This is a genomic window from Deltaproteobacteria bacterium (assembly GCA_015233135.1).
Taxonomy (GTDB): Bacteria; UBA10199; UBA10199; order JADFYH01; family JADFYH01; genus JADFYH01.
Genome location: JADFYH010000012.1, coordinates 31721 through 52486 on the forward strand (window position 1 = coordinate 31721; position 20766 = coordinate 52486).

The window sequence follows — 20766 nt, forward strand, 5'->3', positions numbered from 1 at the left end:
TGAGGGTGATATTGGATGCAATTTGCATTCTTTTTTTTCTATTCTCACTTCATTATTCATTCCTTACAAAAATAGAAAACAGACTAAAAGCTCAAATTAAATCCAGTTACCCCCTCACCCTACCCTCTCCCCCGGATGGGGCGAGGGGACTTTCTTCATCACACCTACTGATAGATAATGCTGGCCCACCTACGGGGAGGGAAACCTAGTAACACCCACATCATCCTTCTTAAACACAAATTTCTGGTATGCCAGCGATACAATAATGAGTGAAAATGCGAGTCCCAAAAGCGACATCACGCGATATAAATCTTTCAATCCCGACAAGTCATACAAAAATACTTTGCCAATGGTAATCATCAACATCACCAAACTCACCCAGCGCAGGCCTTTGCTGACGCGGTACATTCCTATGCCCAACAGGATAAGCGCATAGAGTCCCCAGGCGATGGAGGTGGCCAGATCGCGGGCCTGGTTTTTTTCAAACTGAATCGATAGAAAGGAAGTGGTTCCAAACCAGTCGGCAATGGCCAGATTGATCCAATAAAAAATAACGAGGATGGAAGCCGCACTGCAGAGCATCCCCCAGAAATTCCATCCTTTTTGATAGAGTGCGGCCTCCCAGGCACGTGCCCATTCACGTTCCAGCTTGATCAGGATTTGTCCCGATCCAATCAAGGCCAGTGCAGGTACCCAGTAGGTATAGAGGATCCAATTCAAGATACGCAGGCCTCCACGCTCGTGATAGAGTAAAACCTCGGAGTTGCAAACCAGACGCACAGTAACCGCAGCGAGCAGCAAAAGCGCATAATATTTGAGCCCTACGTGATCCAGTTTCTTCCAAAGGAGGAGCATCATAAATCCTTCGATGGCCCAGCCTATAGTCCACCATTCGTTTTTCAATTGCAGAGGAATGGCCACACTCACAAAGCTGAGGGTAATGGCCAAGAAAAGAACCAGGTAATTTTTCTCTCGCGAAGAAGTGGCAAAAGACATCTGCGAAATTTGACGCGCTGAAAAGAGGGAAAGAACGGCAAGCCCTACAGGCAGCACGGCAATAAAAGCATCGCCCCATTGATGAATAAAAAGGTGTTTGAGAGGGATAAACCAAAGAGGCGCAGCCAGGGCAGAAAAGAGCCAGATCCATTTGTCTTGCAAAAAACGTTTTTTGAAGAGAAAAGGCCAGAGGGTGAAAAAACAGACGGCGGCCAGTTCGATGAAAAACATTTTTTCATAAAGTTCTGGAATCTTCACATCCAGCATCAGCAAGACATGACTGAGCAGCGTCAAGATCATCGCCGCCCCGTACCAAAGCCCCGCCGGTAAACGGCTGGCGGCCAGTACCACCATGAAGGCATACAGGGAAAGCATGCCCATACTCTCCAAGAGGTTCTTGTCCGAAAATTCCCCCAGTGCAAAAAGGATCATTTGAACAATGGCAAAAGCCGCAGCGGCATGCTCGTTAAAAACATTAGGCCATTTGAGGGCAAAGCCCTGGTAGAGCAGCATCCAAAAGAAGACAAAAAGCCAAAAGCTGTGCAAGGCAGGCATTGCCTCGGTCACAGGGCCCAGCAAAAGAGTTTGCACGCTTGTAAAGCCGTAAGAAAGGATGACGGCGCCGATCAGGTTAAAATATTTTTTATCAAAAACATGAGCCTGTCGGAACAACAGCAGGGCGTAGAAACTCCAGCAGAGCATCCAGGTCCAAAAGAATAATTTTTGTTCCTGGAAAAACAGCTCTGCTAAGACTAGGCTGGCAATGGAATAAGTAAGGGCTCCAGTCTTGAGTGACTTTATACTGGAAAAAATTTCTGAAAAAATTTGCAGCACCAAGGCGTAGAGAACAAAGAAGCTCAAGCCCTCCAGAAAAAGGGGATAATGAGCGAGAGGGATTTCCGTGAGCGAAAAATGTGCAAGACGCCCGGCATAAAACCAGAGCGCAAAAGAGATAATCAAATTGATGGCCGTCAGCAGCGACAGCGGCGCCTTTGCATAACGTTTGTTGCTGTGCAGATTGAGGCCTAAGAGTAAAAGCTGCAATAGTCCCAAAGGATAATAATACTCAAAAAGACCAGGTTTGAGCCCCAGGATCCACACAAAAAGAAAGGGCGCCTGCAGGCCGATGAGAGAGGCCAAGGGGATTTCCAGAGCTTCCAGTTTTCCAGCGGAGGGAAGAAAACTGAGAGCAAACAAGGCCATAAAGCCAATAAACTCAAACAGCGAAAACCCTTGATCCCATCGAACCACCAAGGCCACCAGAAATATCAGAAAGGTAAGTCCCGCGGCTGCAGCCCAGGCCCAGACTTTGTTGGATTGATAGGCCACACGACGAATCATGAAGCCAAACAGTAATGATAGCATCCCCACCGGCAGAATCGACAAGCCCGCATGCACATTGCCAATTACAAAAATCAGCAAGAGCATCGAGAACAATAAAGTCACAAGGCTCCCCGACGCAGAAAGTTTGGCATCTCCAATCATCTTGGGAGAAAAATACCAGAGGCTAGAATAAGCCAGCAGACTGCCCATCAACTCCCAGGCCTTGGCGCTATTGAGTGTCTGGGTGGAAAGCCAAATGGAAAAAACCAGCATGGTGGCAAAAGATGCGGAACTGAGCAGAAAGCCATGGCCTTGTTGACGCACGATCCAGATGGCCAGCAGATTCATCACGATCATGAAGGCCGCGATGGGATAGAGATGCAGCCCCATCTGCGCGTTAGACGCAAAATAGAGGGCAAAAACAAAGGGCACTAAAATAGAAAAGCCTTGTTGAAAGAGATTGCCTTCTTTGGAGTCGGAATTTTTAAAATGGTAAAAAGCAAAAACAGCGGCAAAGAGAATAAGCACGCCCAAAATTAATGGAAGACGATCGGGCCCCATTTTGCCGAAGATATACATCGCTTGAATCACAAAGGTTAAAACCAGAGCCAGATTGGAAATGACCGTCCATTTCTGTTTTTGAGCTACCCACAAAAAAGCCAGATCCAGCAAGAGGACATAGCCAAAAAGACCGATTGGATTATCGGAGCCCGAGCTTAAAACCAGAGGCGTTAAAAATCCGCCGACTAAACCCAGCACGGCAACAAAGAGAGACTTGTAACGCTGACACAGCAAGGCACAGGAGAGCGTCACCATCAGCATCAACACAAAGGCCATGGGGAAAGTAATGAGTTCGTAGATAGACTTAGCCGCCCAAAACGACGTATAAAGCGCCACAATCCCTGCCCCACTGAGGGCGTTCGGCACCTGATCAAATTTTCGTTTGCGCAAAAATTCCGAAAAAATAAGGAAAAAAAGCCCCGCGAGGGTTCCCAGGGCCACGCGTACAATAGGTGTGAATTTGATGTATTCATTCTCCACAGCATATTGAAAAAAGAGAAAGGCCGCGATGACCAAAACGATTCCACCCAGCAAAGCCGCGCCACGCACACCAATCCAACGCTCCCACTCGATTTTCTTTCGCGGGGGTGGAGGAGGGGCTGGGGCTGCTTTTGGAATTGGAGGAGGAGGTGGTGGTGGAAGATTTTTTGGTAGAGGTAGATTGGCCTGAGAAGAAGATTCAGATTTTACCTCCTGATGCACTTCCTGAGCTACATTGACATTTTGCGAAGTTCTCAGATCTACAATCGGTGAAACCACTGGGGCAGAAGCTGCCTGGGCTTGAGGCTGAGGCTTCTGCACCGGAGCCTCGGTTTTTACTGGCGGAGAACTGGGAAGCCCCTGATTGAAAAGCTTCTGAAGCTCTTTGATTTCTTCCCGAAAAATTTTGATCTCTCGCTCCAGCGAAGCAATCTTGGAGCCTGCAGAACTGGCCTTGATGAGTGCAATGATAGTAAGAATAATGAAAAAGAAGGTGAAGCAGATCGAAAGACCAAAATCCATAAATTCTCCTTATTCTGAGGCTCAATGCATTTGAGATAAAATAGGCTTGTTTGAAGGATTTGCCAAACTCCTGGGCCAGACGACTTTTACCAATGCGGCGCCTACCCTTAATGACCACCAGACTGGCACTTTTCTTTGCCAACAGGCCCTTCAGCTCTTCCAACTCCTCTTTTCTGCCAATAAATGGCTAGAAATTGAATCTATTTTATTTTTTTGTTTCTAGAATTCTCTTCCAAAAACAATTCCGCCTGACCATTTTTGAATACCGGAGTTTCCATCGGCAGAATACCCGCAACCTGCTCCATCTTCAACAGCGCTTCTTCTGCATGCTCTGTCGCAATCTTAAGTTCTTGTTCAGCAAGGGCGGCGTCGCGGCCCAGAATTTTTGCCAGGCCTTCGAGGGCTTTTTCACGGCGGGCTTTGGGGGATTTGGTAATGCGGCAGGCTCCGTCGACTAGAATTGGAGCAAACATCTCGATGTGTTGACGCTTCTTTTCCAGGTCGGCTTCTTTGTTTTCTCGCTTGATATATTTTGACAACCTTTGACCGGCTTGAATCAGCGTGCGGCGGATTTCTTCGACGAGTTCATCGCTGGCATCCACCGTTTCTTTGGAGGCATTTTTAAATTTAATAAAAGGAGACACCACGCTCACCGCAATAATGAAAGGTCCGAGCGGTAAACTATTTTTGGGCTGATTGAGGCCGTAAGCACGCCAATTGATCGACTCTACCGCCTTGGTCATAGCGCAGGAAGATTTATCAAATTGCAGCGGCACCCGGTTGGCAAAGCGTTGCAGGATAACGGTCTGATCTTCGGACATATTTTTATCCAAGAGCCTGGCAATCGCCACTTCCACCAAAACGGGTTTAAAATCACAAATGGCGGGCTTGCGAGACACCACCGAAAAGAAATCCACCTGACCTACGCGTTGGATACTCTTGGAGAGAGCCGCCTCTCCGATACTGAGTACGCTTTTGGTGGAGGGCGCCATCAGTTTTGCCTTTTGTAGCGCGGCAAATACCTTCTTGAAATCTTCTTCGGTGGCTTTATCCACACTTTTGTCAAAAAGAGTTTGGGTAATTCCGTCTTTCTTCATCTCATCCAAGACCGAATCAGAAATACGCGAAAAACCCTTTCTCAGCCAGGCGCCTAGGGAGACACGACCAAACAGATGCGAATGGGCGATAAATTCACCCAGCTTCATGGTGTGAGGGTGAGGGTCGGTAGAATCAGGAATCTCGGGCAGCACGTCGCTTACCCGTTCGATCTCTACCCAGTCTTGATCCAGAATTTTATAACGCAGACTCAGGTGAGGATTCACCAAGGTGGTACCACTGAGGTAGGCCAGCAGTCCTCCTTCGCCATTTAATTGGATGCGGGCATCAATCACAAATTCACAAGCGACGCCGTGATCTCTATCCCACTCAATAGCTTCCTTGGATTTCATCACCCCTTTGTTGTGCTTGATATCGACTTCTACCACACACTGGCAGGCCTTGCGCATCTTGGCCGTTTTGGTGATGATGTTTGCACCGCGCGCACTCGTCAATTGAGCCCAAGTGGTGACTGCAGAAATACCAATCCCTTGCTGACCTCGACTACATCGGCCTCGGCCGAGTTTGGAACTGGCCAGATACTCGCCAAATACTTTAACGACCTCTTCAACCTCAAGACCCGGGCCATTGTCTTCGACACGAATACGGATGGAATCGGCATTCTTGGCCGTGCCTTCCCCCACTTTTTCAACGAGGACGGAAATCTCCGGAAGGATGCCCGCGTCTTCGCAGGCATCCAAAGAATTATCGACGGCCTCTTTCACGCTGGTGAGCACCGCCTTGGTGTAAGAAGAAAAACCCACCTGTTGGAGGTTCTTTGAAAAATATTCGGCGCTGCTTGAGGAGGTGATGCTTTGTGCTTTTGCCATAATTATTAGACCTCTTGGATAACCGTCACGAGCGGTTCAAGAGCAAGGCGCGGAGGGTCCAAAACACCGGAGTTTACTACTGTAAATGAGGATGTTTTGGATACCGCAACGCCGCAATTGAATCGCGCAGTAGGTTATGCAAGAGGTCTATTTCACTTCAAATAACTCCACATCAAAGATCAAATCCGCATTAGGAGGAATAGCCGCTCCAGCTCCACGAGCCCCGTAGCCTAATTTTGAAGGGATATAGAGCGTGCGTTTTCCGCCTACTTTCATTCCAGCGACTCCTTCATCCCAACCTTTAATGACCTGGCCCGCACCCAGATGAAATTCAAATTTCTGTCCGCGATCAACGGAGCTGTCAAACTTTTTCCCTTTTGCACCCTTTTCATCTAACCAACCTGTATAATGCACGCTGACCGTTTTCCCCGCAGTCGCCACGGCCCCCGTTCCCACTTTCAATTCTGCATATCGAAGCCCGCTGGGATTGGTAGTAATAGGATTGGTGGAACAAAGAGGAAGGGTAAAAAGTGAAAATAAAAAGATGAATAGAAAAATCCTTTTCATGGGGTCTCCTTTTAGTAATAGGTTTTTACAAAAATAGGAGGACGAAACTTATTCAATTTTAAAAAACAAGCAAGTTGAAAGCTCATGAATATGGACTTGCTTCTCATTTCCTCATCCTGTAAGGGTTAGAACTCAATTTTTTTTAACGAATGAAGGAGCAAATTATGGCAACAGTCTACTACGATAGCGATGCAAACCTCGAGCATCTCAAAAACAAAAACATTGTGATCTTTGGATATGGTTCTCAAGGACACGCCCACGCCCTGAATTTGAAGGAAAGTGGACTCCATGTAAAAGTTTCTCTCCAGGCAGGATCCGCCAGCATCGCCAAGGCAAAGGCTGCCGGCCTTGAAGTGTTCAGCGACAACAGCGAGGCCGCCAAATGGGCCGATGTGGCCATGCTTGTGGTTCCCGATGAAGCTCAGAAAGCCCTGTATGACAATCATTTAAAAGCCAATCTTAAAAAAGGTTCTGCCCTCTTTTTCGCGCATGGTTTTAATATTCGCTTCGGACGCATAGTCCCTCGCGAAGATTTAGACGTCATCCTCATTGCCCCCAAAGGCCCCGGGCATCTTGTTCGGGATCAGTTTAAAGAAGGCAAGGGAGTTCCTGCCCTGATCGCTGTACAACAAAATGCCAGCGGAAAGGCCAAAGAAATTGGCCTGGCCTACGCCAAAGGAATTGGCGGAACACGAGCCGGCGTCATCGAAACCACTTTCACCGAAGAATGTGAAACCGATTTATTCGGGGAGCAGGTAGTGCTCTGCGGGGGTGTTTCTGCTCTCATTCAAAAAGGCTTCGAAACCTTGGTGGAAGCCGGTTACCAGCCCGAAGTGGCTTATTTTGAATGCCTGCACGAAGTAAAACTCATTGTGGATCTCATCTATGCCGGTGGCATTGCCAACATGAGATATTCTATTTCGGATACCGCGGAATATGGCGATCTCACTCGCGGCCCTCGAATTATCGATTCTTACGTCAAAAACAACATGAAAAAAATTCTGGGTGAAATTCAGTCCGGTGAGTTTGCCAAAGAATATATCAACGAAAAAGAAAGCGGTGCCGCTAATTTTAACCGTCTTCGCAAAGAAGGTGAAAATCATCCTGTTGAAAAAGTGGGTGCCAAGCTGAGAGCGATGATGCCTTGGTTGGGTGGGGGAATTGATCGAAGTAAGAGATAGTAAAAAAACATGAATCTAACTCACAAAGCCCCTGAATATTTTTAGGGGCTTTGTATTTTATGAGCAAAGCCTTTACCAAAGAAAATGATTCGGAAGATTTAGAAGATATCCCCGAACCCCTTATGCCCAGCGGAGTGAAGAATTACATCACGCCTCAAGGTTTTTCAAAATTGCAGCAAGAACTGCAGCGCCTCAAATATGAAGAAAGACCCAAGGTGACCGCAATCGTTTCCTGGGCTGCGGGAAACGGAGATCGCTCCGAAAATGGGGATTACATTTATGGTAAAAAACGGCTACGGGAAATCGACAGCCGCATTCGTTTTCTCACCAAAAGAATCGAAGCTGCTGAACAAGTAGCCCCTGGCCAAGTGAAGTCGGATCAAATATTTTTTGGCGCCACCGTGACTTATCAGGATGAAGACGGCGAAGAAAAAACTTATTCGATTGTGGGTGTAGACGAAGCCGATATTTCGAAGAAGAAGATTTCCTGGGTGTCTCCCCTCACCTTAAGCCTGCTCAAGGCAAGGGTGGGAGATGTAGTCACCGTGCGAACTCCCAAGGGACCTAAAGAAGTTGAAATTATTAGAATTGAGTATAAGGAGATTGAGGAATAATAAGTGCTTATAATCTTGAAGTCACAAATTGTGACTTCAAGAAAACTCTTATGCCCCAAATAATCCCAGTTCAAAACATTCAGGACAGTATTTACTTATTTCGAGGAGAAAAAGTAATCTTGGATTCAGATTTAGCCAAAATGTATGGAGTAGAAGTCAAAACTCTTAATCAAGCAGTAAAAAGAAATCTTGAGAGATTCCCTTCAGACTTTATGTTTCAGCTTAATTATCAGGAACTTGCATTTCTAAGGTCACAAATTGTGACCTTAGAAACCTCGAATAGGGGCGCTCACCGAAAATACACACCTTACGCCTTTACCGAACAAGGCGTCGCCATGCTCTCAAGCGTGTTGAATAGTCCTCGAGCCATCCAAGTAAACATCGAAATCATGCGAGCTTTCGTCAAAATTCGTCAGCTCATTTCGACTAATACAGATCTATCCAAAAAATTAAACTCCCTTGAAAGAAAATACGACGGTCAATTCAAAATAGTCTTTGAAGCCATCCGTCAACTAATGGAAGAACCGGTAAAACCAAAACGAAAAATGGGATTTCGAAATTAAATGGAGCTATACATGAACCCCATCGAAAATGTCATCGTCCCTCTCAAAGCCAATATTTATTTTGACGGCAAGGTCGTCAGTCACAGCCTGTTATTCAAAGATGGCTCCAAAAAAACATTGGGCCTGATTTATCCTGGCTCGTACACCTTCAACACCACATCTGCCGAAGTAATGCAGATTACCGCAGGCGGCTGCCGCGCAAAAATTGCGGGCTCAAACGAGTGGAAAAATTATAAAGAGACAGAAGCCTTTCAAGTGCCGGCGAATTCTTCTTTTGAGATTGCGGTTGAAAATGGAATCTGCGAATACCTGTGTAGTTTTGAATAGAGGATAAGAATTTTATGACCAAACCCCGACTCCGCTTCGCCCCCTCTCCCACCGGCCATCTCCACATCGGAGGGGCACGCACGGCGCTTTACAATTGGCTGATTGCCCAAAAAACCGGAGGCACTTTTGTTTTGCGTGTGGAAGACACCGATCGTGAACGCTCCACCCAGGAATATGTCGATTCGATTATGCAGGCCATGACCTGGTTGGGCTTAAGCTGGCAAGAAGGTCCCTTTTTTCAAACCCAGCGCTTCGATTTGTATCGCGAGCACATGCAAAAGCTCTTGGCTGAAAAAAAGGCCTATCGTTGTTATTGCACCGCGGAAGAATTGGAAGCCAAGCGTGCACAAGCCACCCAAGAACACCGCAAACCCAAATACGAAGGCACGTGTAGAAATTTGACGGAGGCCGATTGGGCCAAGGAAACCCGGCCCTTCTGTATCCGCTTCAAGGCCCCTCAAGAAGGCAGCACCCTGGTGAAAGATGAAATCAAGGGAAACATCGAATTTCAAAACAAAGAAATGGACGACCTGATTATTTGGCGCACCGATGACAGTCCCACTTATAATTTTACCGTCGTGGTGGATGACGTCACCATGAATATTACTCACGTGATTCGCGGAGACGATCATCTCAACAACACCCCCCGGCAAATTTTACTTTACGAAGCCTTCGATTATCCGCTTCCCATTTTTGCCCATGTGCCGATGATTTTGGGTGCTGATAAAGCGCGTCTGTCAAAACGACATGGTGCTACATCGGTGATTGCTTATCGCGACATGGGATACTTACCCGAGGCCTTGTTGAATTATCTGGCCCGCCTGGGCTGGTCTTATGGGGATAAAGAAGTGATGCGTCTTAAAGAAATGGTGAATTACTTTGAAACCAGCGCGGTGGGAAAATCTCCTTCTATTTTTAATCCGGAAAAATTATTGTGGTTGAATGGCATCTATATTCGCGAATCCAAGCCGGAAGATCTGGCAGAGGAATTGATTCGCCTTTTTAAACTTCGAGAAATTGAAGTTGAAAACAATGCGACTTTGATAGCTGCCATCAAGGCCTCTCAGGAAAAATCGAAAACTTTGGCAGAAATGGCCGATCTGGTGGAATTTGCTTTCTTGGATCATGTCCCCTGGAGTGAAGCAGGGAAAAAGATGCTTGAAAATGAAAAGGTCAAAGATTACTTTGGCAGGCTCATTCCAAAACTGGAAGCCTTGAATACTTTCGATAGAGATTCCTTGCACCAAGTGGTGGAAACTTGCATCGCCGAATTGGGAATTAAACTCAAAGAACTCGCTCAACCCATACGGGCCGCCTTAACAGGAACAACCATTAGCATCGGTATTTATGAGGCGATGTTGTTGCTTGGAAAAGAAAAAAGTTTGGAGAGATTGAAAAATTGTTTAAAAGATTGAAAGGAGAAACTCATGGCCCATAAAACTATTTTGAATTGGGATGAGGAACAATACAGCTATCTTAAAAAAATTTCCAAATCAGAAAAATTGAGCATTCCTGATCTTTTAAAAAACTGGGTAGATGAAAAAAGGAAGAAAAGAAAAGAAAAAAAATATTTTGGAGATTCTCTTTTTAAGATGAAAGGAATTTTTAATAGTGGAAAAAAAGATGTAGGGGAAAAATTTGATGACTACCTCTATGGAAATAAAAAGTGGTAATGCTTGCTTTGTTGATTCCAGTGTATTTTATGAGTGGATGGACCAATCGAGTGTCTACTCCGAGTCCATTTTAAATTTTTTACATCATAAACCTACACCTCTTCTTACATCGAACTTTATTATTGCCGAAACGACCTCCCTTTTGACAAAAAGATTGGGAAAGAAAATAGGAACTTTTTTTCTGCGAGAAATTTTTAATAGCAAGATTGTGGAAATTATAAGAATTTCACAAGCACAAGAAGAACAAGCAATGAGAGACTACTTTAAATATCAAGATAAAGATTTTGATCTCATTGACGCAACAAGTTTTGTCCTCTGCAAAGAAAAAGGCGTTCGTGAAGTACTGACATTAGACAAACATTTTAAGCAAATGGGTTTTAAAACAATTCCAACTTTTTAGAGCCCGCGCAAAAACAACTTATCCTCTGGAGACCCCATGCAAATCCTCGTCGTCGGATCCATCGCCCTAGACAGTGTTGAAACCCCCTTCGGAAAAATCGAGGAGGGTCTAGGAGGCTCTGCTACCCACTTTTCTACTTCTGCCAGTTTTTTAAGCCCACCCTATTTGGTGGGAGTTGTCGGACAAGATTTTCCGCAACAACACCTCGATTTTTTAGCCTCGCGCGGTGTGCACCTCGAAGGCCTGCAGAAAAAAGAGGGCAAAACTTTTCGATGGAAAGGCCGCTACGAATTTGACCTCAACACCGCTCATACTTTAGACACGCAACTGAATGTTTTTTTAAGTTTTTACCCCGAGCTTCCCAGTTCTTATCGCAATAAAGAAATTGTTTTTCTAGCGAATATTGATCCTGAATTACAGATGAAGGTGATTGAACAAGCCCAGAATCCAAAACTCATCGCACTCGATACGATGAATTTTTGGATCTCTTCTAAAAAAGAGGCCCTGATAAAAACTTTGAACAAAGTAAATTTAATGTTCATCAACGAAGGCGAGGCGCGAGAACTCACCGGTGAAAGTAATTTGGTGAAAGCCGCCCGAAAGATTAGGAGCTGGGGGCCTCAAACGATAGCCCTGAAACGCGGCGAATACGGAGCCTTGCTGTTCCACGGGGATGAAATTTTCTCTGCCCCTGGACTCCCTTTAGAAGAAATCAAAGACCCTACCGGAGCGGGAGACAGTTTTGCCGGTGGATTCTTGGGCTATCTCGCCAAAAGCGGCGATTTGAGTTTTAATAATCTCAAAAAAGCTACTATTTATGGATCTGTCATGGCCAGTTTCAATGTCGAAGACTTTAGCCTGGATAGATTCCGTCGACTAAAAAATGAAGAGATTGAGATGCGCTATCAGGAGTTTATGAAGCTCGCTCATTTTTAGAATGAAAAAATCTTCCGCCCTGCTCCTTTATGGAGATTCCGAAAACAACGCCGACCTTTATTATGCCACCAAGTTCCTGGTTCCAGACCCTGTTTATTTTGTTCAAATCAAAAACAAAAAATATCTTTTTTTAAATGATCTCGAAGTCGACCGCGGACGAAGCGAATCTCAAGTAGATGAAGTCGTCTCCATCAGTGAGCTGACGGAGAAATTGAAAAAGGTCAAAAAAGCAAAGGCCTTTCCCCTGCTGGAACTGCTGGAATTTTTCCTCAAAGAAAAAGGGGTTTCTGCGATCACGATCCCCCACAACTTTCCTGCTTATAGCGCGCAAAAATTAAAAAATAAAAAATTTAAACTCCAATTTCAGGCCGATCCCTTCTGGCCCACACGAGTAATTAAAAATCAGGAAGAAAAGAAAAATATTAAACTAGCGCTCAAACATACTGCCAATGCCATCAAGAGGGCCTATGCCATTTTGGCAGAATGCGGGATCAAAAAAAATCTGCTCTATTATAAAGGCAAAAAACTGGGTTCTGAGGGTTTGCGCTCCCTCATCGATCTCTATTTGTTTGAACAGGGATGCCTCGCCCAGCAAACTATTGTTGCCGGCGGTGAGCAGGGCGTGGACCCGCACAATCGGGGAGATGCCTTATTGCATGCTCATGAGTCGATTGTGATGGATGTTTTCCCTCGTCACATCGCCAGCCGATATTATGCCGATATGAGTCGAACGGTAGTGAAGGGCAAGGCCAGCCCCCAACTCAAAAAACAATGGCAGGCCGTAAAAGAGGCTCAGGAATGGACGATGGCCCACCTGAAGGCAGGAGTGAATGGACGGAAAATCCATGAAGGGATCTTGAAACTTTTTGAGAAAAAGGGATTCAAAAGCGGAAATATCAATGGACGCATGCAGGGTTTTTTTCACGGGACAGGCCACGGCCTAGGCCTGGACATTCACGAGGCCCCTCGAATTTCTAAATTCGATCATACCTTGAAAGAAGGCACGGTAGTCACAGTGGAACCCGGGCTTTATTATTCCGGTGTAGGCGGAGTGAGGATTGAAGACGTGGTTTATATTACGAAAGACGGATGCGAGATCCTGTCGAGTTGTCCGAAGATTTTGGAAATTGAGTAATTAATAGACGAGGCGCGAGCGAAGGGGCAACCGGAGCGTAGCAACGCTACGTGAGGATTGCGACTAAGTGAGCAACGAAGTATAAAGGAATTTATGTTCTCATACCTACAAATCCTTCAAAATTTCTTTCTTCTTCGCCTCATATTCTGCAGGGCTAATCAGCCCCTGCTCTTTCAAGGCCTTTAAATCTTTCAAACGTTCTGCGGGGGCTTTTTTCACCTCGGAACTTGGAGCTTTAGTGGAGCTAGCTGCTGTGGAAGTTGTTGAGGAATCACTTCGCTTCACCCTTTTGTTTTTTTCTTTTTCTTTCTCAGTTTCTTCTTCGGCTTTTTTATCCACCAAAGCCGCAAAATCATAATTTAAATCTAAAATCACTTCCTGGGCATCCGCAAAGGACAGCTTTTGGCCCGGTTGCGGCTCCAAACTTATTTTCATACCCTTGGCGCCTTGGATCAGCTTTGTCCCCGTGGTGTGCGCTTGATAATCTCCCGAAAGATGAGAATCGGTCTTCATAAATTTAATATGCATGCCGTCCTGGGCCACAAACATTTTAAAAACACTCAAGCGATCATTCCTTAAGACGAAAAAAGGATCTTTTTGTACCATGGAAACCACCACCACTTGATTGGGGCTAGCTTTTTGGAAGGCCTCCTCAATGCGAGGGGCAAACTTCTTCTCGACCAAATCGGTATCAAAAAAAACCTGCTGGTCTTTAATATCTTTTCGAAACAGCAGGGCCTTGTTATAACGAACCGAAAGCAACATGTCGGTGATTTTCTTGGCGTCGATGTGATAGGGATGATTCAAAATCAGATCTTCTGCCACAGAGTCTTTGATAGATTCCAAATCGATATAATTAGCAGGGTTGTTATTTTGCTTCCAAATTTTTTCTGCAGCCTTTAAGGGCAAGGGGGAAAAGCAAAGAGTGAAAAGAGAAAATAAAATCATCTTACGCATAAGAACTCCTTTAGGTGAAGATCGCCTCTACTGCAGACATTACTCAGAGGTCAAACATGTATTCAATCAAGCCTTCTATTATTTTAAGTCGCCTCTTTCTGTTGATTTCGAGTTCCGGAATCCTTTTGCTTTCCTTTTGGCTAAAGCCTGATACTCGTGGATTTGGCACCCATGAACAGCTGGGCCTTCCCCCCTGCCCTTTTTTATTTTTTACCGGCTACCCTTGCCCTGCTTGCGGTTTGACCACCAGTTTTTCCCATATGGCCCATGGTCACTTTATGGCAGCCTTTTCTTCCCATCCCCTGGGCCCCTTTTTATTCTTGATGAATGTTGCATTAATTTTCATTTCGCTGAAAAATCTCTTGAGCAAAAAAAACTTCTGGGATCTACTGCCCGATAAGCAACTCAATGCCTTTTTAATATTATTTGTCTTTTCTTTTCTATCAAGCTGGGGCTATCGAATTTTACAAATTTGGAGAACTTTATGAGCGATCAACCATTTTCTGAAGACAACGAAGCCACTCAAATGATGTCTGCCCCTCCACCTCTTGCAAATACGGCTCCCCCGGCTCAAGCTCAAAGCCCTACTTTTGCTGGAGCAGGCCCTTCCGGAGGAAATTCAGGTGGAGCGTCAGGACGTGCCATTGCCGCATTAGTTTTAGCCATCGCTTCTTTTTTATGCTGTGGATTCTTTACCGGCATACCAGCGATCATCGTGGGTCGAATAGAAGAAGGAGCCATCAAGCGCGGAGAAGCTCCGGAATCCGGAAGGATGCTGGCGAAGGTAGGATGGATTCTGGGCCTCATTTCCACCCTTCTGAATTGTCTTTTCATGGCTATTTTAGGCATCTACCTGTTGCTCGTCGGGGGAACCATAGGTTCTGGCGTATTGGACATCCTGCATCAGGCCAAACAACAAGACACCCACTTCGCGCCTTAAACCTTTATGCGCGTGATCTCTGGGCTCGCCAAAGGCCGAAAACTTTTCTCACCCACTACCCTCAAGGTAAGGCCTGCCACCGATAAGGTGAAAGAGGCCATTTTCAACATCTTGGGAGATTTAGAAGGCGTAAAGGTATTGGATCTCTTTGCAGGCACGGGATCAGTAGGGATTGAAGCCCTCTCCCGAGCTGCGGCTCACTGCAGCTTTGTCGAGGCCGATCGCAACATCGCTGCCTATATCGAAAAAAATCTGGAACACTGTCGCTTGAAGGAATCCGGGCAGGTCATTAAAATGTTGGTGAATAAAGCGATTCCTTTTTTAGAAAAAAAAGGGGGGAAATTCGATCTGATTTTTATCGATCCTCCCTACGATAAAAATTTACTGAACCCCAGCCTGGAACTATTGCAGCACCATTCTTCAATCCTCACTCCTCATACCCTGATCGTCTGCGAGCACAGCGGACGCGAACTTCCCAAGGCGCAAGAAAAGCTTGAAATTAATGATCAGCGCAAGTATGGGCAAACCTATATTACTTTTCTAAAATTACCCCCTCACCCCACCCTCTCCCTCGAGGGGAGAGGGCCAGGGAGAGGGTGAACAGAGGATTCACTTGAAAAAATCCATCGCCATCTGCCCCGGTTCCTTCGATCCCCCCACGCATGGGCACATCAACATTATAGAACGCAGCCTGAGATTGTTTGAAAAAGTCATCGTCGCCGTTGCCTTCAACACCAGTAAATCCGGGCTTTTTAGCCCAGACGAACGCGTGGAAATGCTGAAGGCCCTTTTCAAAAACCAAAAAAATGTAGTCATCGATTCTTTTGAAGGGCTGTTGGTGGATTACGCCCGCAAAAACAATGCAGGCGCTATTTTGAGAGGGTTGCGCACCGTTCCCGACTACGAATACGAACTGCAAATGTCGCTGGCCAATAAAATGATGGCCCCCGATATCGAAACCGTTTTCATGATGACAGAATCCGCCTATTCGCATATCAGTTCTTCGCTCATTAAAGAGATTGTCCGTTTTGGTGGATCGGTCAAAGGGATGATTCATCCTTTGGTAGAAAAAAGATTAAAAGAAAAAATGAAGAAGGTATAAGGTGTAAGGCATAGGGTATAAGGGAAAAGCATATAAAACCTTAAACCTTAAACCTTAGACCTTAAACCTTAATAACCATGATTAAATTAACTCAACGTATTGCCCGCGTAAAACCCTCTCCCACTTTAGCCATCGACAGCAAGGCCAAGGCCATGAAGGCCGAGGGCATTGATGTGGTAGGCTTTGGTGCCGGTGAGCCCGATTTCGATACTCCGGATCACATCAAACAAGCCGCCATTGATGCACTGAAGGCGGGAAAGACAAAATATACTCCCGTAGGCGGTGTGAATGAACTCAAAGACGCTATTATCGCCAAACTGAAACGCGACAACCACTTAACCTATACTCGAGACGAAGTGCTGGTTTCTTGCGGCGGCAAACATTCGCTTTACAATCTGGCTCAAGTCCTCTTTGAAGCGGGCGATGAGGTGCTGATTCCCGCTCCCTATTGGGTGAGCTATCCCGATCAGGTGCTGCTGAATGATGCCACGCCAGTGATCGTTCAAACACTGGAAAAAAACGGCTTTAAAATTACCGCCCAGGAACTGGAAAAAGCGATTACTCCCAAAACCAAGGCCTTCATCCTGAACAGCCCTTCCAATCCCACGGGATCTGCTTATTCCAAAAAAGAATTAGAGGCCCTGGCGGAAGTGCTGGTGCGGAAAAATGTGCTTTGTATCTCGGACGAAATTTACGAAAAAATTATTTACGATGGATTTCAATTCACCTCCATTGCCTCCCTCAATGACGCAATTAAAAAGATCACCTTCACCGTCAATGGTGCCAGCAAGGTTTATTCGATGACGGGTTGGCGCATGGGTTACGTGGCCGGTCCTGTGGAAGTCATCAAGGCCGCCACCAAGCTGCAAGGTCAAGTCACCACCAACATCGCCACCGCCACCCAATGGGCCTGCGTCGAGGCCTTGAACGGCTCTCAAGAATTTCTAAAAACCTGGGTGACCGAATTCAAAAACCGCCGAGACTACATCCTAAGCCGCTTCGCCGCCATTCCCCAAGTCACTTGCTACAAACCCGAAGGCGCTTTCTACGTCTTCCCCAATCTCAACGCCTACCTGGGCAAGAAAAGCCCCGAAGGAAAAACACTCAGCACCGACACCGAACTCGCCGACTACCTATTAGAAAAGCACCTAGTAGCCGTAGTTGCCGGCTCCGGCTTCGGCGCCCCCGGCTTCGTGCGCCTCTCTTACGCCACTTCGATGCAAAATATTGAAAAGGGTCTGGATCGAATTGCGAAGGGGTTGAGGGATCTGGGTTGATTGTTTTTTGATGGATTAAACGATATCACAAGAAACGATATCCGTATTGATACATCCAATCTGTCACAATAAGATGACATCTATCATGTCTACTTCTTTCTCAAAAAACATTCATATCCCTCTCGATGCTTCCATCCATTTGGAACTCAAAAAAATTGCAGATGCTCTCAAGCTTCCCCTGACTACTCTTGCTCATATGGCCATTCAATACTGGATTAAGGCCAAAAAGCGTTATCAGGTTCAAAAAGAATTAGCGGCCTATGTTTCAAAACATGCAGGGTCTGAACTGGATATGGACACTTCGCTGGAAAAAGAAGCGCTCAAAGAGCTGCAGAAAATTTTTGAGGAACAACAATGAAACGGGGAGACATTTATTGGGCAAATATCTGGCCTCGATCCGGTTCAGAACAAGGCGGTAAACGTCCAGTGCTTTTGATTTCAAATGATGAATTCAATCAACATAAAAATTGGCGTTCGATTATCATCATACCGCTAAGCACTTCGTCCAAACAGGCTATGCAACGAAAAAAACTCATTCACTCCTCTAAATATTTATTTTTCGATTTGGGAGTGAGAAGACTCTGTGCCAAAGAGGGAAGAAAAATGTTGCCCGAGCGCCTGACCGAATTTACTTTTGGAGAGATGCAGATGGACCTGAGGTAGACTGGGTGATTGAAAGAGAGGAAGAATACATCCCTATTGAAGTAAAGTGGTCCGAAGCTCCTCGCCTGAATGACGCCAAACATCTTCAAATTTTTCTCTCCGAATATCCCAATGCAAAAAAAGCATACATTGTTTCGCGTACAGCAAAACCTTATAAATTAAGCCCACGGATTGAGGTGCTGTCTTGGAAAGAATTGTGGAGTTTGTTTGAGTAACCGATCACAAAAGCATATGAAGAACACAAGCAAAGCCATTGACTGCCTATTTTGAATTCGCTAAGGCCCACTAAAACCCATAACCCATTCAAGTCTTCAAGGAGCAGACATGCCGCCATTTAGTGCAAACAAAGTGAAACATCTTGAAAAACTCTCCAACTCAAAAGGCATCATTGCTGCAGCAGCCATGGATCAGCGAGGATCTCTCAAAAAAGGGATTGCCAAAGAAAAAGGCTGTGACCCTTCTTTGGTGACCGATTTGATGATGGAAGAGTTTAAAACGGCCGTCACAAAAATCCTCACTCCTCATGCCACCGCTATTTTGTTGGATCCCGAATGGGGACTCCCCGCTAGTCGGGTTCGTTCCTCGAATGCAGGTTTATTGCTTGCCTATGAATCTACCGGCTACGAACAAAATACCCCGGGGCGCGTGCCTAAATTGATTCCCCATTGGACCGTTTCCAAATCGATTGCCGAAGGAGCCAATGCCATCAAAATTTTGCTCTATTATTCTCCTTACGAAAATAAAAAGGTAAACGACATCAAACATGCCTGGGTAGAACGCATTGGAGCGGAATGTGCCTACCACGATATCCCTTATTTTCTGGAGTTCGTCAGCTATCCCACCCAGGAAGGTGAAGAAGAAAATAGTGTCAGCTTTGCTCAAAAGAAACCCGACATCGTGGCCCGCAGCATGGAAGAGTTTTCCAAGGAGCGTTACAACGTGGATGTCTTGAAGGTAGAAATTCCCGTCAACATGAAATTTGTAGAAGGCAGCAAATCATATAAAGGCGAAAAGGCTTATGGGCTGGCTGAAGCGAAAAAACATTATCAGGTGACCGCCGGTGCCACCAGCAAACCCTTTATTTACCTCTCTGCCGGAGTTTCGGATGATGTATTTCGCGAAAGTCTGGAGCTTGCCGCGGAAGCCGGTGTCAAATACAACGGCGTCCTCTGTGGTCGTGCCACCTGGAAAGACGGGATTCCCATTTACGCCAAATCCGGCATCAAGGCCCTGGAATCCTGGCTATCGGACCGTGGGGTACAGAACATTCAGGCCTTGAATAAGGTGTTGGAGGCGGGGGCCACGAGCTGGAAAAAGTAGGAGTTTAAGCCACTCCCATTTTCTGAGACTGCTGACTCAGCAACTGTTCTCTCATCCATTTATGTAGGGAGAGCATGTGGAAATGCCCTTGTTCGACTAAAGGAGAACTGGCCTTCCAGTCTTTCCAGGAAAGCAATAAAATGCCTTCTTTTTCTATCTTGCGCAGGTGTAAGGGGATCAAGTCTTCGCTGACAATCACTGCAGCTTCTCGAATTTCCTCAAATTGTGTAATCGAGTAATCCACTGCTTCGATCCCCATAGCTGAAAGCAGCAAATTCAAATAACTTTTTTCATCTAAATCACTAATTACCATAGCCACACGAGGGCTATTCGAATCGGGCTTTGCAAAAGCAGCACTCAATTCCAAATCAAAAAAAGCGCCCAGATGATTTAATTCCTCGGGAAGCTGACGAAATATTTTTTTTACATCTTTTTCTTCCAAGCCAATCAGCCTGCAAATTTGAATGGCCTGGATCTCAAAGAAAGGATTTCCACTGTCCCCAACAGGAATAAGTTTGGCTAAATTATTGGCAATTTTAATCACTGTTAAATCTTGATCTTCTACGGGCGCTGGCCATGTTATTTTTATTTTTTCGTGATGCTGTGTGATTGTTTTGGATAACGAGGCAGGAAAATTCCAGTGTTTACACAACACCTTTCCAACTTCAGTGTGATCCAATCCAAAACTTTCATTTTCTAATTCAGTCAACAGGCCTTCCTGTTTTTTAGCCCGAGTAACGGCCAGAGAGAACTCTTTTGGAAAATATTTCATAATCACTATTTTTCCAAAATCGTGCAATAACCCCGCAGTGAAGGCATTTTCAGGATCTTCAAACTTTAACTGTTTTGCAATAAGACGTGCCAAACAGGCCACCACCAAGGAATGCTTCCAGAATTCATCGGGTTTTAAGATTAAATCGGAGCTGGGCCGAAACATTTGAAACAGGCTTACGCTCAGCGCTATATTGCGTGTGGCATCCAGACCAAGTATCATCACCGCCTGACCTACTCGAGTCACCTCGCGGCGAAGTCCATACAGAGGAGAATTTGCCACCAAAAGCACTCTGGCCGTTAAGGAGGGGTCTACGTGAAGGATTTGAACAACTTTCAAGACATCCACCTCTGCATCATTGATACACTCCATAAGCCTTTGGACGTGCTGAGGCAGAACCGGAAGCTGCGTAATTTTTTCAAAAAACATTTTCTTGTTTTGAATCAACAAGACCTCCCCCAAAAAAAAGGTCAATATCGCCCGCCAGTTTAACTGCTATCAAATACTTCTCAAAGCCTTTTCTTTTTTTCGT

General features: G+C 45.6%; 24 protein-coding genes. 19 read left to right on the forward strand and 5 right to left on the reverse strand.

What is annotated here, in order from left to right:
• Nucleotides 1-189: 189 nt before the first annotated feature.
• Nucleotides 190-3882, reverse strand: coding sequence for a DUF2339 domain-containing protein (locus HQM15_05615; protein ID MBF0492240.1), 3693 nt, complete (start codon nucleotides 3880-3882; stop codon nucleotides 190-192).
• A gap of 46 nt (nucleotides 3883-3928) precedes the next feature.
• On the opposite strand from HQM15_05615, the gene HQM15_05620 reads away from it, so the two are divergent.
• Entirely contained in the window at nucleotides 3929-4105 is a 177-nt protein-coding gene (locus HQM15_05620) for a hypothetical protein (GenBank protein MBF0492241.1), read from the forward strand.
• Here the strand turns inward: HQM15_05620 and HQM15_05625 are convergent.
• Both HQM15_05625 and HQM15_05630 read right to left on the reverse strand, forming a co-directional pair.
• Nucleotides 4083-5807 carry a DNA topoisomerase VI subunit B gene (locus HQM15_05625; protein MBF0492242.1) on the reverse strand — a complete coding sequence of 575 codons (1725 nt, stop codon included), beginning with the start codon at nucleotides 5805-5807 and terminating at the stop codon, nucleotides 4083-4085. The genes HQM15_05620 and HQM15_05625 overlap by 23 nt on opposite strands.
• A 147-nt stretch (nucleotides 5808-5954) precedes the next feature.
• A complete protein-coding gene (locus HQM15_05630; protein MBF0492243.1) occupies nucleotides 5955-6374 on the reverse strand; it encodes an FKBP-type peptidyl-prolyl cis-trans isomerase in 420 nt (139 codons plus the stop codon).
• Nucleotides 6375-6538: 164 nt separating this feature from the next.
• Here HQM15_05630 and ilvC point away from each other — a divergent pair, with 164 nt between their 5' ends.
• The 9 genes from ilvC to HQM15_05675 are packed head-to-tail and all read left to right on the forward strand — an operon-like array spanning nucleotide 6539 to nucleotide 13203.
• Nucleotides 6539-7555 (forward strand): ketol-acid reductoisomerase, encoded by a 1017-nt coding sequence (ilvC, locus tag HQM15_05635; protein ID MBF0492244.1) that lies wholly within the window; start codon nucleotides 6539-6541, stop codon nucleotides 7553-7555.
• 59 nt (nucleotides 7556-7614) lie between these two features.
• Nucleotides 7615-8169 carry a transcription elongation factor GreB gene (gene greB / locus HQM15_05640; GenBank protein MBF0492245.1) on the forward strand — a complete coding sequence of 185 codons (555 nt, stop codon included), beginning with the start codon at nucleotides 7615-7617 and terminating at the stop codon, nucleotides 8167-8169.
• A 50-nt stretch (nucleotides 8170-8219) separates the two neighbouring features.
• Complete coding sequence (locus HQM15_05645; GenBank protein ID MBF0492246.1) at nucleotides 8220-8732, forward strand: ORF6N domain-containing protein; 513 nt, start codon at nucleotides 8220-8222, stop codon at nucleotides 8730-8732.
• A gap of 12 nt (nucleotides 8733-8744) precedes the next feature.
• Complete coding sequence (locus HQM15_05650; protein ID MBF0492247.1) at nucleotides 8745-9059, forward strand: pyrimidine/purine nucleoside phosphorylase; 315 nt, start codon at nucleotides 8745-8747, stop codon at nucleotides 9057-9059.
• Nucleotides 9060-9073: 14 nt separating this feature from the next.
• Nucleotides 9074-10474, forward strand: coding sequence for a glutamate--tRNA ligase (gene gltX / locus HQM15_05655; protein MBF0492248.1), 1401 nt, complete (start codon nucleotides 9074-9076; stop codon nucleotides 10472-10474).
• A 12-nt stretch (nucleotides 10475-10486) separates the two neighbouring features.
• The gene (locus HQM15_05660; GenBank protein MBF0492249.1) at nucleotides 10487-10732 is read left to right on the forward strand and encodes a hypothetical protein; all 246 of its coding nucleotides are present in this window, start codon (nucleotides 10487-10489) and stop codon (nucleotides 10730-10732) included.
• Nucleotides 10698-11132 (forward strand): type II toxin-antitoxin system VapC family toxin, encoded by a 435-nt coding sequence (locus HQM15_05665; GenBank protein ID MBF0492250.1) that lies wholly within the window; start codon nucleotides 10698-10700, stop codon nucleotides 11130-11132. Before HQM15_05660 ends, HQM15_05665 begins: the two co-directional genes overlap by 35 nt.
• A gap of 36 nt (nucleotides 11133-11168) precedes the next feature.
• A complete protein-coding gene (locus HQM15_05670) occupies nucleotides 11169-12068 on the forward strand; it encodes a sugar kinase (protein MBF0492251.1) in 900 nt (299 codons plus the stop codon).
• 1 nt (nucleotide 12069) lies between these two features.
• A complete protein-coding gene (locus HQM15_05675; protein MBF0492252.1) occupies nucleotides 12070-13203 on the forward strand; it encodes an aminopeptidase P family protein in 1134 nt (377 codons plus the stop codon).
• A gap of 105 nt (nucleotides 13204-13308) precedes the next feature.
• On the opposite strand, the gene HQM15_05680 is transcribed toward HQM15_05675, so the two are convergent.
• Nucleotides 13309-14160: an SHOCT domain-containing protein gene (locus tag HQM15_05680; GenBank protein ID MBF0492253.1), complete on the reverse strand. Its 852-nt coding sequence runs from the start codon at nucleotides 14158-14160 to the stop codon at nucleotides 13309-13311.
• Nucleotides 14161-14216: 56 nt separating this feature from the next.
• On the opposite strand from HQM15_05680, the gene HQM15_05685 reads away from it, so the two are divergent.
• From HQM15_05685 to HQM15_05725, 9 genes are all read left to right on the forward strand, one after another.
• Nucleotides 14217-14648 carry a DUF2752 domain-containing protein gene (locus HQM15_05685; GenBank protein ID MBF0492254.1) on the forward strand — a complete coding sequence of 144 codons (432 nt, stop codon included), beginning with the start codon at nucleotides 14217-14219 and terminating at the stop codon, nucleotides 14646-14648.
• Entirely contained in the window at nucleotides 14645-15100 is a 456-nt protein-coding gene (locus HQM15_05690) for a DUF4190 domain-containing protein (protein MBF0492255.1), read from the forward strand. Before HQM15_05685 ends, HQM15_05690 begins: the two co-directional genes overlap by 4 nt.
• Before the next feature lie 6 nt (nucleotides 15101-15106).
• On the forward strand, nucleotides 15107-15700 hold the full coding sequence (gene rsmD, locus HQM15_05695; protein ID MBF0492256.1) for a 16S rRNA (guanine(966)-N(2))-methyltransferase RsmD: 594 nt from the start codon (nucleotides 15107-15109) through the stop codon (nucleotides 15698-15700).
• A gap of 13 nt (nucleotides 15701-15713) precedes the next feature.
• Nucleotides 15714-16202 carry a pantetheine-phosphate adenylyltransferase gene (coaD, locus tag HQM15_05700; protein MBF0492257.1) on the forward strand — a complete coding sequence of 163 codons (489 nt, stop codon included), beginning with the start codon at nucleotides 15714-15716 and terminating at the stop codon, nucleotides 16200-16202.
• Nucleotides 16203-16282: 80 nt separating this feature from the next.
• Nucleotides 16283-17479 carry a pyridoxal phosphate-dependent aminotransferase gene (locus HQM15_05705; protein MBF0492258.1) on the forward strand — a complete coding sequence of 399 codons (1197 nt, stop codon included), beginning with the start codon at nucleotides 16283-16285 and terminating at the stop codon, nucleotides 17477-17479.
• 85 nt (nucleotides 17480-17564) lie between these two features.
• Nucleotides 17565-17837 carry a hypothetical protein gene (locus tag HQM15_05710; protein MBF0492259.1) on the forward strand — a complete coding sequence of 91 codons (273 nt, stop codon included), beginning with the start codon at nucleotides 17565-17567 and terminating at the stop codon, nucleotides 17835-17837.
• Complete coding sequence (locus tag HQM15_05715) at nucleotides 17834-18142, forward strand: type II toxin-antitoxin system PemK/MazF family toxin (GenBank protein ID MBF0492260.1); 309 nt, start codon at nucleotides 17834-17836, stop codon at nucleotides 18140-18142. Before HQM15_05710 ends, HQM15_05715 begins: the two co-directional genes overlap by 4 nt.
• Nucleotides 18028-18357: a DUF4143 domain-containing protein gene (locus HQM15_05720; protein MBF0492261.1), complete on the forward strand. Its 330-nt coding sequence runs from the start codon at nucleotides 18028-18030 to the stop codon at nucleotides 18355-18357. Before HQM15_05715 ends, HQM15_05720 begins: the two co-directional genes overlap by 115 nt.
• Nucleotides 18358-18466: 109 nt before the next feature.
• Entirely contained in the window at nucleotides 18467-19462 is a 996-nt protein-coding gene (locus HQM15_05725; protein ID MBF0492262.1) for a tagatose 1,6-diphosphate aldolase, read from the forward strand.
• 4 nt (nucleotides 19463-19466) lie between these two features.
• Here HQM15_05725 and HQM15_05730 read toward each other — a convergent pair whose 3' ends face one another.
• A complete protein-coding gene (locus tag HQM15_05730; GenBank protein ID MBF0492263.1) occupies nucleotides 19467-20663 on the reverse strand; it encodes an HDOD domain-containing protein in 1197 nt (398 codons plus the stop codon).
• Between the last annotated feature and the right edge of the window lie 103 nt (nucleotides 20664-20766).